This is a genomic window from Ruminococcus sp. 5_1_39BFAA, assembly GCF_964240875.1.
Classification (GTDB): domain Bacteria; phylum Bacillota; class Clostridia; order Lachnospirales; family Lachnospiraceae; genus Blautia_A.
Map to the genome: position 1 here is coordinate 230,357 of NZ_CAXSVO010000002.1, position 25,222 is coordinate 255,578.

The 25,222-nt window shown below is 46.3% G+C and carries 23 protein-coding genes; 18 read left to right on the plus strand and 5 right to left on the minus strand.

The features are described from left to right. Positions 1 to 26 precede the first annotated feature (26 nt). The 12 genes from ACESZH_RS03705 to ACESZH_RS03760 all read left to right on the plus strand — a co-directional run bounded on the left by ACESZH_RS03705 (position 27) and on the right by ACESZH_RS03760 (position 12,467). Positions 27 to 1,190: an acyltransferase family protein gene (locus ACESZH_RS03705; RefSeq protein ID WP_373212361.1), complete on the plus strand. Its 1,164-nt coding sequence runs from the start codon at positions 27 to 29 to the stop codon at positions 1,188 to 1,190. A gap of 53 nt (positions 1,191 to 1,243) precedes the next feature. Next, positions 1,244 to 2,545, plus strand: a complete 1,302-nt coding sequence (locus ACESZH_RS03710; protein WP_373212358.1) for an adenylyltransferase/cytidyltransferase family protein — start codon at positions 1,244 to 1,246, stop codon at positions 2,543 to 2,545. 3 nt (positions 2,546 to 2,548) lie between these two features. Then, on the plus strand, positions 2,549 to 4,840 hold the full coding sequence (locus ACESZH_RS03715) for a LicD family protein (protein ID WP_373212355.1): 2,292 nt from the start codon (positions 2,549 to 2,551) through the stop codon (positions 4,838 to 4,840). A 25-nt stretch (positions 4,841 to 4,865) separates the two neighbouring features. After that, complete coding sequence (locus ACESZH_RS03720; RefSeq protein WP_373219854.1) at positions 4,866 to 6,026, plus strand: hypothetical protein; 1,161 nt, start codon at positions 4,866 to 4,868, stop codon at positions 6,024 to 6,026. Positions 6,027 to 6,033: 7 nt separating this feature from the next. Further along, positions 6,034 to 7,806: a thiamine pyrophosphate-binding protein gene (locus ACESZH_RS03725; RefSeq protein WP_373212352.1), complete on the plus strand. Its 1,773-nt coding sequence runs from the start codon at positions 6,034 to 6,036 to the stop codon at positions 7,804 to 7,806. Further along, positions 7,803 to 8,540, plus strand: a complete 738-nt coding sequence (locus ACESZH_RS03730; protein ID WP_373212349.1) for an SDR family NAD(P)-dependent oxidoreductase — start codon at positions 7,803 to 7,805, stop codon at positions 8,538 to 8,540. The genes ACESZH_RS03725 and ACESZH_RS03730 overlap by 4 nt, the downstream gene beginning before the upstream one ends. A 205-nt stretch (positions 8,541 to 8,745) precedes the next feature. Further along, entirely contained in the window at positions 8,746 to 8,895 is a 150-nt protein-coding gene (gene rpmG, locus ACESZH_RS03735) for a 50S ribosomal protein L33 (protein WP_373212815.1), read from the plus strand. A 25-nt stretch (positions 8,896 to 8,920) separates the two neighbouring features. Continuing rightward, the gene (secE, locus tag ACESZH_RS03740; protein ID WP_373212347.1) at positions 8,921 to 9,136 is read left to right on the plus strand and encodes a preprotein translocase subunit SecE; all 216 of its coding nucleotides are present in this window, start codon (positions 8,921 to 8,923) and stop codon (positions 9,134 to 9,136) included. A gap of 16 nt (positions 9,137 to 9,152) precedes the next feature. Further along, the gene (gene nusG, locus ACESZH_RS03745) at positions 9,153 to 9,668 is read left to right on the plus strand and encodes a transcription termination/antitermination protein NusG (protein ID WP_373212345.1); all 516 of its coding nucleotides are present in this window, start codon (positions 9,153 to 9,155) and stop codon (positions 9,666 to 9,668) included. 66 nt (positions 9,669 to 9,734) lie between these two features. Further along, positions 9,735 to 10,160: a 50S ribosomal protein L11 gene (gene rplK / locus ACESZH_RS03750; protein ID WP_373212343.1), complete on the plus strand. Its 426-nt coding sequence runs from the start codon at positions 9,735 to 9,737 to the stop codon at positions 10,158 to 10,160. Positions 10,161 to 10,216: 56 nt separating this feature from the next. Further along, positions 10,217 to 10,909, plus strand: a complete 693-nt coding sequence (rplA, locus tag ACESZH_RS03755; RefSeq protein WP_373212339.1) for a 50S ribosomal protein L1 — start codon at positions 10,217 to 10,219, stop codon at positions 10,907 to 10,909. A gap of 637 nt (positions 10,910 to 11,546) precedes the next feature. Next, entirely contained in the window at positions 11,547 to 12,467 is a 921-nt protein-coding gene (locus tag ACESZH_RS03760) for a D-alanyl-D-alanine carboxypeptidase family protein (protein ID WP_373212336.1), read from the plus strand. Between the two features lie 169 nt (positions 12,468 to 12,636). Here the strand turns inward: ACESZH_RS03760 and ACESZH_RS03765 are convergent, their stop codons facing one another. Both ACESZH_RS03765 and ACESZH_RS03770 read right to left on the minus strand, forming a co-directional pair. Further along, complete coding sequence (locus tag ACESZH_RS03765) at positions 12,637 to 13,179, minus strand: NADH peroxidase (protein ID WP_373212333.1); 543 nt, start codon at positions 13,177 to 13,179, stop codon at positions 12,637 to 12,639. Between the two features lie 99 nt (positions 13,180 to 13,278). Next, positions 13,279 to 13,677: a transcriptional repressor gene (locus tag ACESZH_RS03770; protein ID WP_373212332.1), complete on the minus strand. Its 399-nt coding sequence runs from the start codon at positions 13,675 to 13,677 to the stop codon at positions 13,279 to 13,281. A gap of 222 nt (positions 13,678 to 13,899) precedes the next feature. On the opposite strand from ACESZH_RS03770, the gene ACESZH_RS03775 reads away from it, so the two are divergent. From ACESZH_RS03775 to metG, 4 genes are all read left to right on the plus strand, one after another. Continuing rightward, complete coding sequence (locus ACESZH_RS03775; protein WP_373212812.1) at positions 13,900 to 14,268, plus strand: BlaI/MecI/CopY family transcriptional regulator; 369 nt, start codon at positions 13,900 to 13,902, stop codon at positions 14,266 to 14,268. Then, positions 14,265 to 16,250: a M56 family metallopeptidase gene (locus ACESZH_RS03780; protein WP_373212329.1), complete on the plus strand. Its 1,986-nt coding sequence runs from the start codon at positions 14,265 to 14,267 to the stop codon at positions 16,248 to 16,250. Before ACESZH_RS03775 ends, ACESZH_RS03780 begins: the two co-directional genes overlap by 4 nt. 116 nt (positions 16,251 to 16,366) lie before the next feature. After that, positions 16,367 to 16,549 (plus strand): hypothetical protein, encoded by a 183-nt coding sequence (locus ACESZH_RS03785; RefSeq protein ID WP_373212326.1) that lies wholly within the window; start codon positions 16,367 to 16,369, stop codon positions 16,547 to 16,549. A 186-nt stretch (positions 16,550 to 16,735) separates the two neighbouring features. Next, a complete protein-coding gene (metG, locus tag ACESZH_RS03790) occupies positions 16,736 to 18,697 on the plus strand; it encodes a methionine--tRNA ligase (RefSeq protein WP_373212323.1) in 1,962 nt (653 codons plus the stop codon). Positions 18,698 to 18,798: 101 nt separating this feature from the next. Here the strand turns inward: metG and ACESZH_RS03795 are convergent, their stop codons facing one another. Beyond that, entirely contained in the window at positions 18,799 to 20,076 is a 1,278-nt protein-coding gene (locus tag ACESZH_RS03795) for an ATP-binding protein (protein ID WP_373212320.1), read from the minus strand. A 318-nt stretch (positions 20,077 to 20,394) separates the two neighbouring features. Between ACESZH_RS03795 and moaC the strand changes: the two genes are divergently transcribed. Continuing rightward, on the plus strand, positions 20,395 to 20,874 hold the full coding sequence (moaC, locus tag ACESZH_RS03800) for a cyclic pyranopterin monophosphate synthase MoaC (protein WP_373212318.1): 480 nt from the start codon (positions 20,395 to 20,397) through the stop codon (positions 20,872 to 20,874). Positions 20,875 to 20,912: 38 nt separating this feature from the next. Next, positions 20,913 to 21,689, plus strand: a complete 777-nt coding sequence (locus ACESZH_RS03805; protein WP_373212316.1) for a TatD family hydrolase — start codon at positions 20,913 to 20,915, stop codon at positions 21,687 to 21,689. Positions 21,690 to 21,819: 130 nt separating this feature from the next. Here the strand turns inward: ACESZH_RS03805 and ACESZH_RS03810 are convergent, their stop codons facing one another. Both ACESZH_RS03810 and ACESZH_RS03815 read right to left on the minus strand, forming a co-directional pair. Continuing rightward, positions 21,820 to 23,235, minus strand: coding sequence for a CapA family protein (locus tag ACESZH_RS03810; protein WP_373212314.1), 1,416 nt, complete (start codon positions 23,233 to 23,235; stop codon positions 21,820 to 21,822). Between the two features lie 126 nt (positions 23,236 to 23,361). Further along, positions 23,362 to 25,143: a DUF885 domain-containing protein gene (locus ACESZH_RS03815; protein ID WP_373212311.1), complete on the minus strand. Its 1,782-nt coding sequence runs from the start codon at positions 25,141 to 25,143 to the stop codon at positions 23,362 to 23,364. Positions 25,144 to 25,222: the final 79 nt, after the last annotated feature.

Here is a 25,222-nt window from a genome sequence, read left to right on the forward strand (position 1 = left end):
ATAAATTATTACAGGATGGACAAAAAATGAGTAAAAATACAGCCGGACAGGAGGCTCCATACTCCTTTCTGATGGACAATATTAAAGTAATCTTAATATTTCTGGTCGTGTTCAACCACATCATCGCGTTTCAGTTGGTGAAGGTGGATGAGGTGGTACGCTATATCTGGTATGGAATCACCATCTTTCATATGCCAGCGTTCATTTTTGTATCAGGCTATCTGTCAAAGAAGCCGCAGAATGTGCTAAAGAACGTAAAAAATCTGCTGATACCCTATGTTCTGGGGTACAGCCTGACCTGGTATTCACAGATATGGCTAGGGAATAATGTTGATTATGAGCTGCTCCGTCCTTCAGGAACAGTTATGTGGTATGTGTTGGCGCTTTTTGCCTACCGTCTTACCATAGAAGCGTTAGGAAGGATTCGCTTTATCGTACCCCTGAGCATTATTTTTGCATTGTGGGCAGGGACGAGAGCGGAGTTCAGCACCTATCTGTCGGCATCCAGAATCGTAGTATTTTTTCCGTTTTTTGTGGCAGGCTATCTTTGGAAAAGCGAATATACTCATGCGGTCCGTAAATTCAAGGGAAAATGGGTGCTGCTGTTTTTGGCTGCATTTTTGCTCTATGCAGTCCCGAATTATATGATCAGCAACGCAGTCCCGGTAGATATTTTCCGGGGAAATCATTCCTATAAAGTCTGCGGCATGAATGATCCGGAAGGAATGGTCATCAGGCTTTTGATGTATCTGGTATCCTTTGCGCTGATCATTACTTTACTGGCGCTGTTGCCGGATATAAAGCTTCCGTTTACTTTTATCGGAAGAAATACCATGGGAATTTACTTTTTCCATTATCCCATCATGATTGTGATGAATGGACTTCTGATATTGAAAATCCCGCAGCTTCTGAATGTGTGGGCGCTCCTGGGTGTTTCACTGGTATTTGTTCTGATATTGGGAAGCCCGCCTGTAAACTGGCTGTATAATGGAATTTTGTATCTTATAACTCTTATTTTTTTCAAGAGGGAGAAAAAGATTGAGGAGGAAATAGAGGAAGAGACAGAGCTTCCGGAGGATGAGTACGATGAGGAAAAGGAAAATAAATTTGAAATATTAAGCCAGCGCCGCAAGGCGATCGCTGAGCTGGCGGCAACGCTGGAAACAGAAGAGAAGGGAAAAGGTCTGTAAATAGTAACAGTATTGAAGTAATAAACAGGGGATTGTAATAACAGGGGTAAAATATGAAACGAGTGATCACTTACGGAACATTTGACCTGTTTCATCAGGGGCACTACAACATTCTGAAACGGGCGAAGGCGCTGGGCGATTATCTGATCGTGGGAGTTACCAGCGAAAGTTACGACATTGAGAGAGGGAAACTGAATGTGCGCGACAGCCTCCTGAAAAGAATTGAGAATGTCCGGCAGACAGGCTTTGCTGATGAAATCATAATTGAGGAATACCAGGGACAGAAATTAAGTGATATAATCAAATACAATATTGATGTGCTGGTGCTTGGTTCCGACTGGAGAGGAAAATTTGATTATCTGAAAAGCTACTGTGAGGTGGTTTATCTGGAGCGGACAAAAAATATTTCCAGCACCAAGCTGCGGGGCGCAGGCACGAACTATAATGTAGGCGTTGTCACAGACGATACCTGGGATAACGGGATCGTGTGGGAAGCAAAGTATGTCAGCGGCGTTCATGTGGAAAGTGTATTTTCCGAGGACGAGGATGCAGCCAGGATTTTTTGCAAAAAATATGAGCTTGATTCCTACGGGACGGATTTTGACAGATTTTTGGACCAGGTGGAGATCGTTTATATCAAGACTCCTCTGGAAACCCGTGCCGGGTATATCGAGAAGGCTCTGAAACGGGGGAAATATGTGATCAGCGATTCGCCTATGACCTTAAGCCCTGAAAAAGTAAAGGGACTTTTTGAACTGGCAGCCAGGCAGAATGTAGTTCTTGTGGAAAAAATCAACCTTGTATACCTGAGGGCTTTTAACCAGCTTGTCTGGCTGACACACGGCGATGTGGCAGGCAGTGTGGTGTGCGTAAAATGTTCCATATGCCAGGAGCATTTTGAGGGAGGAAAATCATTTAATGAGACTGTTGTTTATCCTCTTTGCGCCATCATCAAGCTTTTGGGAAAAGATTTCCTTGAGGTAAACACCAACGCTGTAAAGGATGACCAGGGACACCTGATCTATAATATGATAACCCTGCGATATCCCAAAGCCATTGCCACCATTGAGATCAGCAGTTCTGTTGAGGTGGAGGATGAGTTTGTGGTGATCGGCACAAATGGGCGCATTACTATTCCAAATGACTGGTGGAATACCGGATATTTTGAGGTAAAGGTGGATGACACACAGTTTTTAAAGAGATTCAGCTTTAACTTTGAGGGAAACGGTTTCCGTTATCTTCTTCAGGAGCTGTTGATCATGATTAGCGATAAACGGACAGAATGTACCAGACTTTTTACGGAGGAATCCAGGACTTTGGTTGACATTCTCAGAATCATTGATGAAAGAGGATAACAAATGACAGAAAAACAGGAGCATCTGCTGCAGCTTTTTCAGGAATTGGATGAAATCTGCAAAGAGAATAACCTGAGATATGTAATGGCGGGCGGGACTGCTATCGGCGTTGTGCGGAATGAAGGCTTTATTCCGTGGGATGACGACGTGGATGTATATATGCCCCGGGATGACTGGGAAAAGCTGGTGGAGCTGTCAAAAACACAGCTTCCGGAGCATCGTGCCCTCCAATGTGTGGATGTGGACAGATCCTATACAAATACCTTTCCACGCTATGCCTCCACGGATAGCTGCGCACTTCATAAGCATCAGATCATCGGAGATGATACTGCAGGAGAAATTATAGACGTGCTGACGCTGGATCCCATTCCGGCTGATGACAGGGAATACGAAAAATACAGAACCCATATGATGATCTACTCCGAGCTGGTAAATATTGCGGTGGTATTCGGCGCACGCTGGGAGATCCCTGTAACCAAATATCTGCGCTGGCTTTTGTCCTATGCTTTTCTGGGAAGGGACAGGACGCTGAAAAAGCTGGAAAAGATCATGTTTTCCTACCAGGAGGAGGACTGCCCACGTTATGCCATGCGCTGGGGCGGCTGTCCGTTTCTCTTTGATAAAGATATGATGTTCCCTGTAAGATATATGAAATTTGAGGGACTTGATGTTATGGTTCCCCACCGCATGAGCGATTACCTGATCTGGCATTACGGGGATGAATGGTCTTACATTCCGCCTCACGGAGAGAGAGAGTCCCACGATGCCATCACGGTGGAGGGCATCAGCTACAAGGAATTGCGAGAGGATTATCTGCCGGGCATCAAAAAGGGAAAACTGAAGCGAAGCGCCATTATGCGCAAGCTTTATTATCTTGCAACGGCGAAACGCACCCATCGTCTTAACCACAAGCGTGACCTTCTTCGTGCAAAAAGTACGGTAATGGACTTAAATGCCCGTATCCGGGAGTGCGGACGCAGCGTGAAGGACCTTGCAGGGGAGCGGGATTTTAAGACCTTAAATGATATATTCGGTAATTATTTCCAGGTACAGTTAAGTGCCGGATTTATCGGAAGGGAGGATTTCAGTGGTATTTATGCCTTTTATCACCCTACGCTCCTGGAGGTTGATGATGATACATTCCTGGCAGCTATGCTGACGCTGATTTACACAGAACGGGTGGGAAAGGCGTACAGGATGCTCCAGGTCAAAGAAAACATGGATCATTTGACGCCTGAACTGGAAAAACTTAAGGCAGATATTGTGCTGTTCAGAAAAGGCGTTTCCCATTACGAATTCGGGGAATTGAAAGAGGCAGAGCAGATTGCAGAGGAGCTTCTGGAAAGGTATCCCCAGGCGCCTGGATTTATGAAGTTTAAGTGCTGTTTCCTGATGGAAAGGGCGAGAAAGGACGGATATCCAGGTGAGGCTCAGGAGTTTATCAGGGAGGCACTGGAGGTTTATCCGGAGGACGGATATTTCCTGAAATACCAGGGCGAGCTTTTGTGGATGAAGGGCAAATGCGCCGATGCGCTTGAGGTTTTTGCCGATGCCCGTGAAAAAACGAATAATGGAATTACCCAGCTTGAGCTGGACAAATTTCTGAAACCATACGGAAAGCAGACAGTGGAGACCTGCTATATGCTTCTGCGAAACAGGGAAAAGCAGGGAGCATTGAAGCTTATGACCCTGTGGAACAGGCTTTTGCCCAATGATGAGTTGGTGAAGGAGGCATTTTATCTGGCGCGTGTCAGCGCAGCACAGACACGCCATGAGATGGAGTCAATTGTTGGCGAGATCATGCAAAAGCTGGATAATGCGGCAGCAAGTCCGGGTGAGCGGGAGGAAACTACAGAGAATACAGAGATTTATAAAAAGGCATTGACGAAGGCATGGGAACGTTTGGGGTTCCCCGCAGAGCTTGCCACACTCCGCACAGATATCCTTTATACGGAGGAGCCAGGCGAGCTGGAATGGATGGCAGAGAAGGTAAAAGATTGCCAGCTTCGCAAGGATAAGCTTGCCGAGGTGTATAAGGTGCTGGGCGATGCACGCAGGAAACAGGGGCAGACGGCCCAGGCATTTGAAAATTATAGGAAAGCCATGGAATGTGCTTCCGGCCGTTCCTACGTAAAGACGGAGCTTTCCAGGATCTTCCTCACGGATTTCTATGAGGGAGACCAAAAAGCAAGGATTTATGCGGCTAAAACGGATGCAGCGGAATATCTGGATCAATGGCTGGACAAATACGGAAGCGTGGAAGAAATCCAGGCTTTGGCACGGAAGGTTTTGTAAGAAGAGCAGATTGGAGCAGACTGGTTTGAATAGAGAGCAGAAAAAAGTTTTATCTCTTCTCGCAGAAGTGGATAAGATATGCAGAAAGCACAAAATTACATATTATCTGTCCCCGCAGCTCACCCTGTGCAGTGTGACAGGGCAGCCTTTTCCCCAGAATCCCGGTGCAGGCGTTGTCTACATGAAGATTGGGGATATGGAGCAGTTCAGGCTGGCGGTGGAAGAGGGGTGTCCGGAGCGGAGAATCCTGGAGTCTATGAATAACAATAAATTCTTCCCGGGCTTTTTTCTGCGGTATACGGATATGGATACCCTGGATTTCCGACTGAATGAGGGACGTAATTTTAAATATCCGGGGATAGGCATTAACATTCTGCCTTTGCGTGGAAAAATGAATTCCAGGCTGCGGCATCTGTGGAATCGCGTAGAAGAAGTGGGCTGGATTGAGATGTGTGATTTCTATGGCGATAAAAAAGGGAAAAAGAGATTCCTGTGCCGCCTGTTCATGCGTTTCCGCTGCATTGCCGGACGCGGTCGGCTGGGAAGGAGTCTTTACCGCCATTTCTGCAAGCGCCAGAATGTGGAGAAAACACAGGAGTACGTATTGCGTTTAAAGAAAAAGACGGTTTATTTTCCTGCGGAAACCTTTGATGGAACGAGAAAGGTCATGCTTGAGGGAAAGAAATTCCTGGCACCGGAAAAGCTCAGTCTCTATCTGACGAAATATTACGGGCCGGAATACAGGGAAAAGGAATTTGCAAAATATGTGCCAAAGGCTGCCCAGATGGTTAGCGCTCTGGTGAGCTATGAGGATTATTTTCAGGAGATTGGAAGCCAGAAGCGGTTTATTAAGAAACGGAACCGCGCCCGGAGGAAGGATACCTACGGACGGAACCAGAAGAAATATCTGACCTGGAGCTGGAATTATGCAAAATTTTGTGGCTCCCGCATTGAACTGGAGAATTATTATCTGAAGAAAAAAGACTATATTGAGAATCTTTATAAAAATAAGGATTATGCGGCGCTGGAAGAGATTTTTGTGCCATATACAAAGGCTATGGTGAAGAGCCTGAAAAGCAACGAGATTTTTGCGCCGGATGAAGAACTTCTGGAGATTTTTCTGGCAATGCTTGAAAAAACAGGGCGGACTGCGCTAAAGGGGAAGGTAGAGAAGTTCTGGAGGTAAGTTGTAGATGAAATTAACGGATTTTGTAGTTGAGTTTTTGCAGAGAAAAGGGATTCAGGATTTCTTTGGATACCAGGGAACCATGATCGCCCATCTCGTTGATTCCATAGAGAAAAACCCGGAAACACGAAGCCACTCCTGCTACAATGAGCAGGGAGCCTCCTTTGCCGCCTGCGGTTACGCCCAGGCAAAGGAGGACTGTGCCTGCGCATATGCCACCAGCGGGCCGGGAGCGGTGAATCTTCTCTCCGGTGTGGCGGATGCCTATTTTGACTCTCTGCCTGTGGTGTTTCTTACAGGACAGTTAAATACCTATGAATATTCAGGGATCGATGGTCTGAGACAGCAGGGATTTCAGGAGATTGACATTGTTTCTATGGCGAAGCCTGTGACAAAGTATGCGGTACAGGTACGTGAGCCGGAGGATATTGTAAAAGAGCTGAATAAAGCGTATTATATAGCAAATACCGGGCGGAAAGGTCCGGTACTTATTGATTTGCCTATGAATGTGCAGAGAGGAGAGGTAGAAACGCCTGTCTATGATATGCTACCGGAGGAATGGGGGCAGGAGAGCGGAGTTGTCTGTGAGGCGGATAAGAATGAGAAAACAGCTTGCAGAGCAGCATCAGCCATTGAGACAGCGCTTGGGAAAGCAAAGCGTCCTGTAATCATGATGGGCCATGGAGTCAGCGGCAGACAGGAACAGCAGATGTTGCTGGAGATGGCGGAAAAGCTGAACATTCCTGTGGTTACCAGCGTGCTGGAGAAATCTGCGCTGCCATATGAGCATCCGCTGAATTTCGGCTGCATCGGCGGCGCTTACGGGCATAGATACGCAAATATGATCGCGAATATAAAGAGTGACCTGCTTTTATGCTTCGGCATTTCCCTTTGTACAAGGCAGATTGGGACAAAGGTACACGAGTTTGCAAAGGATGCGGAGATTATCCGTGTTGATCTGGATTCCTTTAATTTACAGAGGGATATCCATGAGAATGGAGACAGGGAGCAGAAATTCTGTGCAGACGCGGGGGCGGTGATCCGGCATTTGTCGGAGTTAGAGCTTTCTGCGGACGAAAAAAGCCGTGAGTGGCTTAAGGTCTGTCAGATAATCAAAGAAAGCCTTCAGGCAGTGGATGATGCCACAGAGGAACGCTATCCCAACAGAATGATCAGGGAGCTGAGCAGACAGCTTAAGGACGCCTCTGCCGTGGCGGTAGATGTAGGACAGCATATGGTATGGAGCTACCAGTCCTTCGAAAACCAGAAGGGGCAGAAGCTGCTTTTTTCCGGCGGTCACGGGGCTATGGGATATGCTCTTCCGGCTGCCATCGGGGCTTACTATGCTCTGGGAAAACCGGTTGCCTGTATCTGCGGCGATGGAGCGTTCCAGATGAATATCCAGGAGCTGCAGTGGGTAAAACGGGAGGGCATTCCGGTCAAAATCATTGTGACAAACAATAATGCTCTGGGCATGATCCGTCATCTTCAGCGGGATTATTTTGACAATGTGTTTGCAGATACGTCTGATGGCAGCGGATTTTCTTCCTGCTGTTTCGGGGAGGTCGCCAGAGCCTATGGGATTGAGGCAAGGACAATGGAATGTGAAAAGGCAAAAAGCGGTGCGGCGGAATTTCTGGCGGGTAAAGGCCCAAAGCTTTTGGAGATCACCATGGAGCCGGGAACCTACGCATATCCCAAGACCTGTCTTGGAGAGCCGATTCACAACCAGCAGCCCTATGCACCGGATGAAGTTTATGAAAGGTTATTAAAGTTATGAGTCGAGTTTCAGTGGTGACTGGCGGAACGTCAGGCATTGGACGGGGGATTGCAGAGAAGATCCTGACGCATTCCGGACCGGAGGATCTGGTTTTTGTCAGCTATGGGCACAACCGGGAACGGGCGGAGGCTTTTTGGGAGGCGCTTTCGGAGGAAAACAAAAAGAAGGTTATTCTTTTGCGCGCAGACATGTCCTCCTATGAAGAGATGATCTGTTTTGCCCGGGAAATAACAGAGCGTGCCGGACATGTGGACTGGTTGGTAAACAATGTGGGAATCGGGATTTATAAAAAATATGAGGACTATACCTTTGAAGAATGGACAAAGGTGGTAAACACAAATCTTTCTATTCCGGTGTTTCTGGTAAAGGAGCTGCGTCCGGTTATGGAAAAAGGAGGCAGCATCCTTTTCACAGGCTCGTATGCAGGACAGCAGGCTTATTCCTCCTCTCTGGTGTACGGAGTGACAAAGGCGGCAATTCATTTTCTCACAAAATCTCTTGTGAAAGAGTTTGAGCCGAAGGGAATTACGGTAAATGCCATTGCGCCAGGCTTTATCCAGACAGCATGGCATGAGAATCGAAGCCCGGAAAGCTATGAGCGTATCAACAAAAAAATTGCGCTTCATCGTTTTGGGGAGGTATCTGAGGTTTCCGATATGGCATATGCAATCCTCACTAACGGATATATGAATGGAAGCGTTGTGGATATTCATGGGGGATATGATTATTTTTAGCGATGACCGGGGAAGCCGGATGGGATATTTATAAGAAGATATAAGAAGAAATTCCTGGAAAAGACTTGACGAAAGCGCACTGTCTATGGTAAACTGGACAAGCGACATGGAAGTTAGGTCTTTTTTTTATGCCCGAAAATTGCGGCGGATAAGCAGTTTTCATAGGAAGAAGACCATGCAAATGAAAACACTGGAGGTGGAAGTTGTGCGCGTTAAGATTACATTAGCATGTACCGAGTGCAAGCAGCGTAACTACAATATGACGAAGGAGAAGAAAAACCATCCTGAGAGATTGGAAACCAAGAAATATTGTAAGTTCTGCCAGAGACACACAATGCACAAGGAAACAAAATAGTCACTGAAGATTGTGAGGTTAGGCTATGCAAGAAAAGGAAAAATCTGCTGGCAAGGCAAAAGGCCAGAAGAAAAGTTGGTTTCAGGGACTTCAGGCTGAATTCAGGAAGATTGTCTGGACAGACCGCAATACACTGATGAAGCAGTCCGTAGTGGTGATTGTTGTTTCCGTGCTTTTGGGCGTAATTATCAGCGTTATGGATGCAGGCATTCTGGAATGCATTAATCTTTTAATCAAATAAGGACAAAGGTGATTGTATGTCAGAAGCGAAATGGTACGTTGTCCATACCTATTCCGGGTATGAGAACAAGGTAAAAGCCAACATTGAAAAGACGATCGAAAACAGACATCTGGAAGACCAGATCCTGGAGGTCCGCGTTCCGCTGGAAGATGTAGTGGAAATGAAAAACGGAACTGCCAAGCAGGTTCAGAGAAAAATGTTTCCGAGTTATGTTCTGATCAACATGGTGATGAATGACGATACCTGGTATGTTGTCCGTAATACCAGAGGTGTGACAGGTTTCGTAGGACCTGGATCCAAGCCTGTACCGCTGACGGAAGAAGAGATGAGGCCGCTGGGCATCAAGGAAGAGACTGTTCAGGTCGATTTCGCAGAGGGCGATACAGTGGTTGTCACAGGCGGAGCCTGGAAAGATACCACAGGTGTTGTATCGGCTATCAACATGCAGAAGCAAGTTGTGACCATCAATGTTGAGATGTTTGGCCGCGAGACGCCGGTAGTAATTAGTTTCGCAGAAATCAAAAAGATGTAAAAATAAGGTAACAGATATCGTGGGAGGGATACACCCCCGCCAATACCACATAGGAGGTGCCGAAAAATGGCAAAGAAAGTAACAGGATATATTAAATTACAGATTCCCGCTGGTAAAGCAACTCCAGCACCACCAGTTGGTCCTGCACTTGGACAGCACGGTGTAAATATCGTTCAGTTTACAAAAGAGTTTAACGCAAGAACAGCAGACCAGGGCGACTTGATCATTCCTGTTGTTATCACTGTTTATGCAGACAGAAGTTTCAGCTTCATAACCAAAACTCCGCCGGCAGCAGTTCTTCTGAAGAAAGCTGCTAACATCAAATCCGGTTCCGGCGTACCGAACAAGACAAAAGTTGCAAAGGTTACCAAGGCTCAGATTCAGGAAATTGCTGAGATGAAGATGAAAGACTTAAATGCAGCATCCATCGAAGCAGCTATGAGCATGATCGCAGGTACTGCAAGAAGTATGGGAATTGAAGTAGTTGATTAATCGCAAATTTTAAGTGGGAGGGCTTTTCCCCGCAAATACCACAGGAGGTTATAGAAATGAAACGAGGAAAGAAATACGTGGAAGCTGCGAAAGCAGTGAACCGCGCAACATTATATGATACCGCAGAAGCTATCAGCTTAGTTAAGAAAACTGCAGTTGCTAAATTTGATGAGACTATCGAAGCTCATATCCGCACAGGCTGCGATGGACGTCATGCAGACCAGCAGATCCGTGGTGCAGTAGTTCTGCCTCATGGTACTGGTAAACAGGTTCGTGTTTTAGTATTTGCAAGAGATGCTAAGGCCGAGGAAGCAAAGGCAGCAGGCGCTGAGTTTGTTGGAGCAGAGGAACTGATTCCGAAGATCCAGAACGAAGGATGGCTGGATTTCGACGTTGTTGTTGCAACTCCTGATATGATGGGTGTTGTAGGACGTCTGGGTCGTGTACTTGGACCGAAAGGTTTAATGCCAAACCCGAAGGCTGGTACTGTAACTATGGATGTTACGAAAGCGGTTCATGATATCAAAGCAGGTAAGATTGAGTACCGTCTTGACAAGACTAACATTATCCATGTTCCGATTGGTAAGGCTTCCTTTACCGAGGAGCAGTTAAGCGACAACTTCCAGACGCTGATTGGAGCTATTTTAAAGGCTAGACCGAGCACTGTAAAGGGACAGTATTTGAAGAGCGTTACCATCGCTCCGACAATGGGTCCTGGTGTGAAGATTAATCCGATGAAATTGGCTTAATAGATTTATGAGGACACCCGTTTTGTGCGGGTGTTCTTTTTTTGGGGGGAAGGGGACGGCGGGGAGTGAGAGAAGGTGCAGAGGCGTTTCGCGGGACGGAATTACTAAGGCTTCTTCGATTTGCTAAAGGCGTCGCGGATTTGGGCAAACTCGCTTCGCTCAGACAGTGCCCAAATCCGCTCCAACGCAAATCGCAGAGGCCTAAGTAATTCCAGGTCCCGCTGCAAAAGCCTCTGTACCTTCTCTCACTCCCCGCCTGTGCATCGGCTCCGGAAGAGCGGCGGCGTAAACGACCTCATATGGGGGAGGGGCGAACGGGAAGGTTTGGATTTAGAGATAATTTACAGGAATGGGTGGTAGTATGGTATAATGTGAACACTTGATGAGCGCAAGCCGTTAGGCGAAGTGCGAGTCTAGTGAGAACATATGGCTGGACACTTAGTGAATGCAAGCTGCAAAGTGCAGCATGAACTTAGTGACCATGGTATAATGTGAACACTTGATGAGTGGAAGTCGTAGGCGCGGTATGAGTTTTCGGTGTGTTATATTGTTATGTGTAAGAGAGAGTTTGGGATTGAGAGGTGTTGGAGTGGCTAGACGGCGTAGGAGGAGACGGAGAAATTCGGGGAAGAGGATTTTGGTTTGTGCGGTGATTGAGATTGTGGTGCTTTTGGCGTTGGGGGTTGTGCTTTGTTGGAATAAGGGGGTTAGCTCGTGGGTTGGAAATCTTGCGGGGGTTTTTGACAGGGCGGTGGTGAAGGATGTGGATCTTTCGGGGATTCATAGTACGAATGCGGTTTTGATGGATGCGGGGAGTGGGAAGGTGATCAGTGAGGTTAAGGGGGAGGATGCGATTTATCCGGCTTCTATGACGAAAATTATGACGGCTATTGTGGCGATTGAGGCATTGGATAGCCTGGAAAAAGAGATTACTTTGACGGATGAGATGTTTGCGGGGCTTTATGAGCAGAATGCTACGCAGGCGGGATTCCAGCCAGGGGAGACGGTGAAGGCGATCGATCTTTTGTATGGAGTGATGCTTCCATCGGGGGCGGAGTGTTGTATTGCTTTGGCGGATGAAGTCGCTGGTTCGGAAGAGGCATTTGTGGAAAAGATGAATAAGAAGGCGGAACGGTTGGGGATGAAGAAGACGAATTTTTGCGACTCTACGGGGCTTCATGATCCGGATCATTATAGTTCTGCTTATGATATAGCGGTGCTTTTGCGGTATGCGCTGCATAATAGTACGTTTCGGGAGATCGTTCAGTCGGCACGGCATTCTACACCGGGGACGAATGTTCATCCGGATGGGATTACGTATTATAGTACCTTGTTTAAAAATCTGAGTGATACGACGGTGACGGGCGGAAAGATTCTTGGAGGGAAGACGGGATATACAAGTGAAGCGGGGCATTGCCTTGCAAGCTTTGCGGAAATTGAAGGGCGTGAGTACATATTGGTGACAGCCGGGGCGGCTGCAGATGCTACGGGGATTCCGCATATCCAGGATTGCCAGACGATTTATAATCGTGTGGGAGCGGCTGCGGCTGGAGAATGACAGAAAAGGGCTGAAATGTAGGGAGGAGCTATTTGCAGCGGTGGGATTTGTGGGGCAAATCGAGGTGCTCCCGTGGTTTTGGCGATGAGGAACCGGCATAAAAGAATCAAATAAATTAGGGTGTGCGGGATATTCCGCACACCCTTAAAGGTTAAAAATAAGACTTTTCTTAGCCGAAGTATCTCTTTAACAGACCAGCGAATGCTTTTCCGTGACGAGCCTCGTCTCTTGCCATTTCATGAACAGTGTCATGGATAGCGTCAAGGTTAGCAGCTTTTGCACGTTTTGCAAGGTCGAATTTACCAGCGGTAGCGCCGTTCTCAGCAGCAACACGCATCTCAAGGTTTTTCTTGGTGCTGTCAGTAACAACTTCGCCTAATAACTCAGCGAATTTTGCAGCATGCTCAGCTTCTTCGTAAGCAGCTTTTTCCCAGTATAAGCCGATTTCCGGATATCCTTCTCTGTGAGCAACACGTGCCATAGCCAGATACATACCAACCTCAGAGCACTCGCCCTCGAAGTTTGCTCTTAAATCTGCAAGGATGTCTTCGCTAACGCCCTGAGCAACACCAACAACATGCTCAGCAGCCCAGCTCATCTCGGAATCCTGTTTGGAAAATTTTTCAGCAGGTGCTTTACAGATTGGACATACTTCCGGAGCTGCTTCTCCTTCATAAACATAACCACAAACATTACATACCCATTTTGCCATAGTTTTTTTCTCCTTTTATTTTGATTTATTTAGTTTTGATAATAGTAATTATTACTATTTTAATCTAACATATTAATGTAGACTTGTCAAGTATAAGTTCTAGTTTTTCTCCTTTTTCAAACAATCTTCACAAATCCCGAAAAATCGTGCCGAAAAACCGAGAACCTGCCCACTTTCAAACTTTGATGCTGTTTTTTCCAAAAGCTGATCAATGTTTTCCGTGTCTATGTCCATTATTCTGCCGCATTTTGTACAGATGAAATGGCTGTGCTGGTCAGTACGGAAATCAAATCTGTCTGCGCCGCCAAAACTGGGGAGCTTTTTGATTTCTCCGATATCAGCAAGAAGAGAAAGATTGCGGTATACGGTGCCAAGGCTGATATTGGGGTAAATGAGTTTCATATTCTCATAAACCACATCGGCCGTCGGGTGATCCGTCCTGCCCATCAGAAATTCTTTGATGGATTCTCTCTGGCGGCTGTACTTTAGTGATGCCATGACATCTCCTCCTTTCTCTGTAGTAACAGTAACAATTACTGATATCACAATTATAGAATATTGTACTAGTTTTGTCAAGTAACTTTCTTGTTTTGAATGTTCAGGAAAATCCTGGAAAAATAAAAAAACACTTGCAAAGTTTGGTCTATTGTTATAGACTTTATGCAGGAGGTTTATACTCATAAACCAAAATGAGACGATAAAATGGAAAAGAGGAAAATTATGGAAAGCTGGAAGCTGTGCGACAGCGATTATCGATTTATGAGCATCGTGTGGGACCACGCACCCTTGGGTTCAGGAGAACTGGTGAAAATCTGCAGAGAGGAGTTGGGGTGGAAAAAATCAACCACCTACACTGTGCTGAGGAAGCTTTGCGAAAAAGGCTATATAGCCAACGAAAATGCAGTTGTGTCTGTTCTCGTTCCCAGAGAGCGGGTTCAGGAGGATGAAAGCACATATTTTGTGGAGCGTACGTTTGGAGGATCGCTGCCTGGATTTCTCACCGCCTTTCTCGGAAATAAAAAACTGAGTGACAGGGAGGTAAAAGAACTGGAGCAGCTTATTTCAGCGCATAAGGAGGATGGCGTATGATAGAAAAGCTGGATAGAGTTTTTTTGTATCTTGTAAATAAAAATATCACGATTTCCATCGTAGTGCTGTGCATTCTGGTTGTGCGCTGGTTATTAAAAAGATATCCCAGGAAATATTCGTACCCGCTGTGGGCAGCATTGGGCGCACATATTATAGGTGTAAAGCTTGGGAAACTGGTGCATTTTGATATTTTTCCAACTTCTGTTTTGACGGACGGTATATGGAACGGAGCAGTATATACGCGAAATGCAGTTGGAAGTCAGGCGTCTGTCGGTGCGGGGGAAAGCGGCACTGTAGGAGTAAAGATTCCAGTAAGCAGTCAGACAGCACTGGAGCCGGTAAAAGGACAGCAAGGAGTGGAGCTGCTGAGAATTGCTGCTGTTATATGGCTCATTGGACTTGTTTTGTTCTGCGGCTATTTTCTGATATCGTACATCCGTATGAGCAGAAGAGTGCGTTTTGGGATACGGCTTCAGGATAATATTTTTGAGTGTGATACGGTTGCATCGCCTTTTGTTATGGGCGTTTTCCGGCCCAGGATTTATCTGCCTGTCCGTATGACTAAGGAGCAGCAGGCATATGTGATCTGCCATGAACAGTACCATATCCGCAGAAAGGATTATCTTATAAAGCTTTTGGCGTTTTTTCTTCTGGGAATTTACTGGTATCATCCGATGATGTGGGCCGCATATTTTTCTATGTGCCGTGATATGGAAATGAGCTGTGATGAACATGTATTAGAATTGCAGGGCTTGGATTCCAGGCGGGCATACAGCATAGCTCTGCTGGATTTTGCTTCAGGAAAAAGGCTGCCGGGAAACCTTCTGGGATTTGGAGAGCACGAAGCACAAGGAAGGATCAAAAATATTCTGCGGTTCCGCATTCCGGGAAGATGGGCGAGGGCGATCCTTCCGGCAGTGTGTATTGTGGTTTTTGTGATACTGGGATGCAGCGAGATCGCAGTGGGAAAGGACGCTGGGAGCCAGCAGATTGCTGTGGAAAAGGATGCGGGCAGAGGCACAGAAGCGGTGGCGGCAGAAAGGCTGTATGGTGCATCCACACCATATATAGGGGATGCCTCGGCAGTGGGAAACCTGCTGAAGATTTTAACGGAATATGACATTATGCCAGACGGGGAACGGACAATGGAGCTGTTTACAGATGAAAAGCCCTATGGGATGGCGGTGCATTTTGCCGGGATACCAGAGGATGAGGATGGTTTTACAGAGAAAATGTACAGTACAGGTATCTTGTGCTGGGCACTGATTGAAAATCTGGAAGACTTCCAGTGGTCTTTTCCGGCACCAGAGGAAAGCCAGGAGATACTGACGACCTATTATCTGGATGAGACGGCGCTGAAAGCGGCATTTCCCGGTATTTCAGATATTAAAGAGTATGGAAAAAGTGCAGAAGGAGTTCAGGAGCTTATGAAAAGGATAGGGTTAGAGAGTGAGCAGAAACCGGAGGAGATAGAAAACATTGTTTCAAGCATCATCGGAGGAGCGAGCGGGCCTACATCCATTTTTATTGCGGGAAAAGTGGACAGAACGGATATGGACGCAGCCATAAATGCCTGCCTTTTGCAGAAAAAAAGGGATGCAGAGGATGTTTCCGGGGATTTCCAGGTGTATGCGCATGTTGTTCAGGACGCTGCTGAGACACAGGAGCAGGAAGACGGAGTATATAAGCTGCATCTCTGGACCATGTATCATGAATACGACTATGACACCAGAAGTGGCTTGCAAATGCTGAAAAATGAAACAAAGCCTGTGTATATGGAATTGAAATTGAGCGAGCAAGGCGAGTACCAGTTATTGGACTATATTGAATGGATGGAAGAAAACAGAGAGGAAGAGCTCTGGAAACAGTTTTCATGGGATGATAAGTACAGGGAGCAGATGTTTGATGACTGTCAGAAACAGGCGGAAGAATACAGTGAGATGATCGCGGAAGTACAAGAGGCTATAGATAAAGAAGAATAAAACGTCGTTACATCGAATGAAGCCAGATGCTTGGGCGCAGGCACAGTAATCTGGCTTCATCATTTGCCGCAGGGCGGAAAATCTGATAAAATCCGGGTTTACAAATGCAGGAAAATATGTTACGATTCCTTCATACGAAAAACCCGTGGAAGAAAAGAGTACATGTGCGTACCGCACCACAGAGAAATCCTTGCGGAGACAGAATGGCATCAGACGGTTTGGTAGGATATGATGTTTCCAGAGCTGAGAGAGGATGTGTATGGAGCAGATGGAAGATGGTTTCGGAGGGGCATTGCTGAAGGATAAGTAGGCAGTGACAGGGCCGCCTGTTACAGCGGAAGGGTATGTCAGTACCTGATGAGGTTTCGTGCCGTGAGGCCGGAACGAACAGAAGTGGTAACACGGGTAGGAACTCGTCTTCTCATAGGATATGAGAGGGCGTTTTTTTGTTTCATGGGACAATAAATATGAGAGGAGATAGAAACATGGAAAAACCAAAGTATTATATTACAACGGCTATTGCCTACACATCCGGTAAGCCGCATATCGGCAATACTTATGAGATTGTGCTGGCAGACGCCATTGCCCGTTACAAAAGGCAGCAGGGCTACGATGTATTTTTCCAGACTGGAACCGATGAGCATGGCCAGAAAATCGAGCTGAAGGCCGAGGAAGCGGGAATTACGCCAAAGGAATTTGTAGATGGTGTTTCCGGTCAGATTAAGGATATCTGGGATTTAATGAACACCTCTTATGACAAGTTCATTCGCACAACGGATGAGGATCATGAGAAACAGGTGCAGAAAATCTTTAAGAAAATGTACGCTAAGGGAGATATCTACAAAGGACACTATGAAGGTATGTACTGTACTCCCTGTGAGTCCTTCTTTACGGAATCCCAGCTTGTAGACGGCAAATGTCCTGACTGCGGACGTCCCTGCGTTCCGGCTAAGGAAGAGGCTTATTTCTTTAAAATGAGCAAATACGCAGACCGTCTGATCGAGCATATTAAGACCCATCCGGAATTTATCCAGCCGGAATCCAGAAAAAATGAGATGATGAATAACTTCCTGCTTCCGGGACTGCAGGATCTGTGCGTGTCCAGAACGTCCTTTAAATGGGGGATTCCTGTAGACTTTGACCCGAAGCATGTGGTTTACGTATGGCTTGACGCGCTTACAAACTATATCACAGGAATCGGATACGACTGTGACGGTGAAAGCACAGAGCAGTTCAAAAAATGCTGGCCTGCTGACCTGCACCTGATCGGAAAGGATATTATCCGTTTCCATACCATTTACTGGCCGATTTTCCTGATGTCACTGGATCTGCCGCTGCCGAAGCAGGTATTTGGTCATCCGTGGCTTTTACAGGGCGATGGAAAGATGAGCAAATCCAAAGGAAATGTGCTCTATGCTGATGAGCTGGTTGATTTCTTTGGGGTGGATGCTGTCCGTTATTTCGTGCTTCATGAGATGCCGTTTGAAAATGACGGTGTGATCACCTGGGAGCTGATGGTAGAGCGTCTGAATTCAGAGCTGGCAAATACACTGGGTAACCTTGTAAACCGTACCATTTCCATGTCCAACAAATATTTTGGCGGTGTTGTGGAAAATAAAGGGGTTACAGAGCCTGTGGACGATGAGCTGAAATCCTTTATCCTGGCAGTTCCGGGCAAGGTTGAGGCGAAAATGGAGAAGCTGCGTGTAGCAGATGCTATTACAGAGGTATTTACACTGTTTAAACGCTGCAACAAATATATTGACGAAACAATGCCGTGGGCTTTGGCAAAGGATGAGACAAAGCAGGATCGTCTTGCAACGGTTCTCTATAATCTGGTTGAGGGTATCTGTATCGGTGCTACTCTTTTAGAGTCCTTTATGCCTGATACTACAGGAAAGATCCTGGCTCAGTTAAATGCCGAAAAGAGAACTCTGGAGGAGCTTAAGACCTTTGGAAGCTATCCTTCCGGAAATAAAGTGACAGAGAAGTCGGAAATCCTTTTTGCACGTCTGGATGTGAAGGAGGTTATGGCAAAGGTAGCTGAGCTCCATCCGGCAGAGCCTGAGAAAGAGGCAGAAGAGGAGAAGAAGGAAAATGTGATAGACATTGAAGCAAAACCGGAGATCACTTTTGATGATTTTGGTAAGCTTCAGTTCCAGGTAGGTGAGATCATTGCCTGTGAGGAGGTAAAGAAATCCAGAAAGCTTCTCTGCTCTCAGGTAAAGATCGGCAGCCAGGTGCGCCAGATCGTGTCGGGCATCAAATCCGATTACACCCCGGAAGAAATGGTTGGGAAAAAGGTTATGGTCGTGACAAACCTGAAACCGGCGAAGCTTGCGGGCGTGATGAGCGAGGGCATGATCCTCTGCGCAGAGGATGCGGAAGGAAAGCTTTCGCTGATGGTGCCGGAAAGAGAGATGCCGGCGGGCGCTGAGATCTGCTAAAAACCGTATAGAAAGACATCCCTGATCGAAGGAAAGTCTGTCAGACTTAAAAATTCGATCAGGGATTTTTTTGCGCCCGCCGTTTTGTAAAAATCAGCAATTTATTCTCTGAGAGCGGTAATGGGAACGACGAACACACCGTCGGGCCGTTTGTAAGCCGCATTGGATAAGCCGCATAAGACACACAGGATTTTAGGAGGATGCCCGTCCGGATCTGATTCGATTTCTTTCTTAAGTGAAAGCAGATTTTCAGCAGCGGCATCAATCTGGTTGGCACCCAGTTTTATCTCGAATGCGCACCAGTCGCCGTTTTTTAACTCAATAACAGCATCGATCTCTTTGTTGTTGTAATCCTGGTAATGATATAAATGCGCATCAAAGGATTCAGCATATATTCGTAAATCCCTTTCGCATAGCGCTTCAAACAGGAAACCAAGTGTTTCCAGATCGCCTAATAGCATTTCCGGAGTTGCTTTCAGCAGTGCGCATGCCAAAGAGGGGTCGGAAAAATGACGTTTTTCAGCCTGCTTTACCCTGACGGAAGAGCGTATCTTTGAAGCAAAGGGCGGTTGGTTATCTATAAGAAACAGTCGGGTAAAGACATCGAGATAGGAGGCTATGGTATCCACGTCTATATTTTCGTCATCCTGTTCTTTGACGTCATTTTTCAGAATGCGGTTTGTGGCGGTCGTGCTCTCGTTACGGGCAAGAGAACGCAGGAGCAAACGCATTTTGGAGACATCTCTCTTTATCCCGTCAATCCGATAGGCGTCGTCATTGATTATAGCCTCTAAATATTCCGCGGGTAAATAGGAAGCTTTTTCTACGGGCAGATTTATGCTGGCGGGCCATCCGCCTTTTATGATTATGCCGATCAGTTCTTTCAGGTCTACGTCCCCTGTCATGACCGGATCTAATTGACCTTCGCACAGGGCTTGCAAAGAAACGGCGCCGCTTGAGTTTCCGGACTCAAACAGAGACATGGGGCGCATATGCAGTCTGGCAATCCGCCCGGCACCGCTGTGAAGAATTCCTTTGTGATTCGGAGTGGCGGATCCGGTCAGGATAAACTGTCCTTTTTGCATATTCTGGTCAACCTTGTACCGAACGGCATCCCAGACAGGCGGAACCTCCTGCCACTCGTCAATGAGCCTGGGAGATTGTCCATCCAGGATCAGGGAAGGGTTCAATTCCGCAAGCTGCCTGTTCTGGAAATTCCCGGCGGGATCACCTAAATAAATTTCACTTTTGCTGTGATGTGAGGAAGTCCATGTTTTTCCGCACCATTTAGCGCCTTCTATGCAGACGGCGCCAAATATATCAAGGTATTCTTTTATTTTTTTATCTATAATCCGTGGCTTATATTCTTTTCGATACATGGCGTTACCTCCTGACTGTATTTTACTACATTCCAAGCGATTTTGCAATTCTATTCCGAGCGATTTCATAATTTCATTCCGAGCAATTTTACAATTACATTCCGAGCGATTTCATAATTTTATTCCGAGCAATTTCATAATTTCATTCCGAGCGATTTTGCAATTACATTCCGAGTGATTTTAAAATTACATTTTTCAGAATTGGGAAAAGCGTATGAAACATATAGGATATTATGCCACTTTTTATAGTTTTTACTTCTTTCTTGACTGCGGACTGCGAATTTCTTATACTAAAGAGAACAGGAAAGGGGATTCGCAATGGAAAAAGAATTCAGTCATTTTGACGAAAAAGGAAATGCCATTATGGTAGACGTTTCAGGCAAGGCCGTCACATATCGGACAGCAGTGGCTGTTGGCAGCATATTGGTGGGAAAAGAGATCATGGAGGCTGTGACAGCCGGAACGGTAAAAAAAGGCGATGTGCTGGGTGTGGCACGAGTGGCAGGTATCATGGCGGTGAAGCGTACCTCTGAGCTGGTACCCATGTGCCACCCGCTCCCGATCCAGAAATGCACGATAGATTATGAATTGGATACGAAAAAGAGCATGATCCGTGCGATCTGCACTGTAAAAACTGAGGGAAAAACGGGCGTGGAGATGGAAGCGCTCACAGGGGTACAGATTACCCTGCTTACCATTTACGATATGTGCAAAGCCATTGATAAGCATATGGTCATGACAGACATTCACCTTCTGGAAAAAACAGGGGGGAAAAGCGGCGATTTCCGGTTTGAATAATATGTTTTAAAGAATGCAGCATACAGGAGAAAACAGACATGATATTTGATACACATGCACATTATGACGACAAGGCCTTTCAGGATGACAGGGACAGTCTATTAGCATCTATGGAGGAAAATGGAATCGGCTGTATTGTAAATGTCTGCGCATCAGTCGGAGAGTTTGGCAGAACCGTAAAGCTGACAGAGCAATATCCTTTTATTTACGGCGCTGTGGGTGTTCATCCTGATGACGCGGATAAGATGACAGAGGAAACACTGGATGAGATCCGGCGCTTATCCCATATGAAAAAAATGATCGCGATCGGAGAGATTGGCCTTGATTATTACTGGCACAAGGAAGAGACGGAACATCAGCTACAGCAGAAAATGTTCCGCGCTCAGATGGACATTGGAAGGGAGGAAAAGCTTCCGTTCATGATCCACAGCCGCGACGCTGCGGAGGATACGCTGAACATTGTGCGGGAATACATGAACGGCGGTATGTACGGCGGAATTATCCACTGCTTTTCTTATGGAAAGGAAATTGCCAGGGAATATTTGAAAATGGGACTGTATCTTGGCATTGGCGGAGTCCTTACTTTCAAAAATGCAAGAAAGCTGAAAGAGGTGGCGGAAATAGCCCCGCTTGAGCAGATCGTTTTGGAAACGGACTGTCCGTACATGTCCCCGGAGCCTTACCGCGGGAAACGGAATTCGTCGTTAAATCTTATCTACGTTGCCAAGACACTGGCGGAAATTAAAGGGATTACCCCTGAAGAGGTTATCGCTGTCACAGAGGCGAATGCGAAAAGATTGTTAAATCTGAAGTAGAATTGCAGGTACGTGAAAAGGAAAGGGAATTCTGACTGAGCGCAGAAATGTTTGTCTAAGAAGCGGAAAAAACGGGGATTCCGAAACCATTATGGTTATGGAATCTCCGTTTTTCGGTGGTGTAAAACTGTCATTCTTCTGAATCGCTGTCATTCCCAGTGTTATTAGAACTCTGCGCATTTGCAAGATTTGTATAATACTGTCCGGAAGTGATGGAGTCCGTATCCTCCACATAATTTCCGCTTGCGTCCACCATGTTGCCGTCCGCATCGAATCGTACATCAAGCAGGTTGCTCTTCGTAGACGGTGTCACATTCATAGACATGATCTCATCGTATTTAGTCTGCAGGTTTTCAAGACTGAACTCATCTCCGATGATCTCCCTAACGCTGTGCTGTGAAGCAAGATCCTCCGTGTAATCGGACAGGAGATACGGCGTGTAATCACCGCTGTCATAACTGTAATGCATGACAAGAGGGGTGATGGCGGCATCCGTGATCTTTATGGAAGTATCATCGCCGTTCACAGTCTTTTGGATAGTGAAGTTTGCCATGCCTCCCAGGAGCTGTTTCAAAGTTTCCTGACCTGAAACAAAGTTTCCGAGAGAATAGTAAATGAGCATATTATGTCCTTCGTCATCGGTCAGATAACCATAAGGCTGCAGCACATTTGGATTGGTGCCGATCACTACGTCTACGCCCTGCTGCATAAGGAAATTAGCCCATTGCTTTTCATATTCCGTGGGCATAGGCTCCTCTGTCTTGCCCCAGTTTGCGGCAAAAATCACGCAGTCGGCAGCAGCCTTAGCATTCTGGATGGCGGTGGCGACAGTCTGGGTGTCAAAGGTATCGATCATATATTCTTTTCCCGCGCTTTCCGTTCCGCTGGAAGGGAAGGTATAGTTGAGAAAAGCAATCTTTATGCCGTTGACCTCCAGAGTTTTTACCGTGTCGGCATCCTCCTGGGTACTGTGAATACCTAAAAGGGTCACATCGGGATGGCTGCTGCTCCAGAAGTCAAAGGTCTGGGAAAGAAAATCATATCCATTATCATCCATGAATGCAGTGGCGGATGTTACAACATTGAACCCGGCGGTCACAAGTGCATCGCCCATTTCGGTAGGTGTGGCGTAAGGGGCCCTTCCGCTGACCGCATCATGGCTGCTGGTGAAAGGCGTTTCCTGATTTATCATGGCAATATCGGCAGCCTGGATCTCGCTCAGGAAATTTGCGAAAACATGGTCATAATTCCAGGTTCCCGATTCATACTGACCGGACTGGAGAAGACTTGGCTGAACCAGATTATCGCCTACTGCCATAACGGTAGCGGTGGTTACTTCCGGTGCTGCTGCGGCAGCCTCTTCCTCTTTTCTCTTTTCGGCCTCGGCAGCTTTTTGCGCCTGGGCGGCGGGTTTGCGGATCATATTATAATCCATTTGGTTAAAGATCAGGCATAAAACTGCCAGCACCGCTATTGACGTCAGGAGACTGATCTTGGAATTGGTGCGTTCCTTTAAATTTAAAGGCAGATTATCATTTTTTCTCATAAGATTTTCCTTTGTATCCTCTATCGTGAAATTGTTTAAAATAGTACGTTGTTCATAATTATTTTCCATTATAGCAAATTATCTTCCGTAAAGAAAGAATTTATTACGAAAATGTTTAAATATTTGTTACACCTCCTCGTTGATATATTTTTCAAGAACCGGAAACTGTACCGGACCGATTTCCAGAATCTTTTCATGAAAATCTTTTAAATTGAAAGCATCGCCCAGAAGCTGCTTCTGCTCTTCCTGCAGATCTAAAAAATTCAGGTATCCCAGATAATATTTCAGATAGTTGCCGGGTGTTTCCACGATGTAACGGTAAACCTCGGCAGCCGCAGAAGCATTTCGAATTCCAAAACTGCTGAGAAATTGTGCAGCCTGTGCCTGACTCCATCCGCGATAGTGGATTCCCACATCAAGAAGGGAGTAGATGCAGAGATTCATGCTGCGGTTCAGCCATGCCAGATGTGTGATATCTGCTGCTGCTTCATCCTCCAGAAAGTCTGCCGCATAACGGTAAGCGAAAGTTTCCACGTAGGTGGCCCAGCCTTCCACGTAACCGCTGGAATCAATGAGATACCGGATGTGGGAGGGCTTTTGCCGTCCAAAGGATACCGTCTGATAAAGGTGGCCCGGAAAGCCTTCATGGGCCAGTGTAGTGAAAAGTTCCAGATTAGAGCTGCGCCCGGAGTTATTGATGTAAATAACATTCGGGCTTCCGGTGTCCAGGGGAGGGGTAAGGTAAAAGGCAGGACTCAGGTATTTTTCCATGGATTTATGTACATACCGAATCTCATAGGGGGTGTCCTGCATTTCGGGGAAATCGTCGGCAATCCGGTCTTGGAGTGCTTCCATAATCTTATCCGGCTCCATATCCGGCAGGTCTGTACCATTTGTGAGCTTTGTGAGCAGAGAGGGCTGCTCTGTCAGCATCATGGAGATTTCTTTGGAATCTTCCATAAGCTGGGTAGTGAGACGCTGTTCCAATTGCTTCACCGGCGCATATACGCCCACCTTGCTTTGGAGCAGATACTGATAATATTCCTGACCGCCCTCAAAGTGGGAAAGCCCGCAATCGTTTTTGCCTGTGCCGCGCAGTTTTTCAAGACCATCCATCAGTATCTGGTAGGCGGGAATCACCTTGTTCAGGAGAATTTCCTTGTGCTTTTCATTCAAAAGCTGTTGGTCGGCATCGGAGAATTTTCCATAATCCTGAAGCTTCTGTGAAAAAATTTCCAGCATGTAATTGGAATCCGGATTCTGGATAAAGGAGCTGCACTGTTTCAGAATCCGGTCCAGGGTGGCATCGCTCATAAAATATCCCGCCTGGGATTTCTTCTGTTCAAAGGCGAGAATGCTTTGGAAATAAGGCTCTACGCTTGACAAAAGATTCAGGTAGTCGGTAATATCCTGATCTTCATAAAAGGCATATTCTGCCAGCAGAACGGGAAGCTGTGCCTGGATTCCCAGACTGGGTCCAAGAGGTTCCTCGAGAAGATAATTGTCTCCAAGAGAAGCCTGAGTATGGAAATATAGCAGGAGCATATCAAGGGTAAGGCAGTTTGTCTGGGAGAGCTTGGAGGTATTAAAGCTTTTTAGTGTGTCTACATACTGTTTGCAGAGATCCTGAGATTGGGAGATGTCCGTATTTACGACTCCCAGTGTGGCCTTGGGACGTGTGATGCCCTGCTTTTCGGGATGGGCGAGGGAATAATGAAGCGTCAGCGAACTGCCGGAAACCTCGCTTCGGAAAATATCTTCGGCGAAGTCCTGGAATTTTCCGTTTTCTGAGAATACATGATTGGAAAGATAGCCAATACTAATGCCGAGAACGAGCGTAAGGGATAAAAGAAAGGCTGTAAACAACGCCTTTTTGGTTTTTGAAAGGTTGGAAAACTTGGAAAGCATAGGGGATTCCTTCCAGCGTGACCATTTTTACTATATTATTGGAAAAAAATAGATTATATGCTATTATTTACAGGAAAGC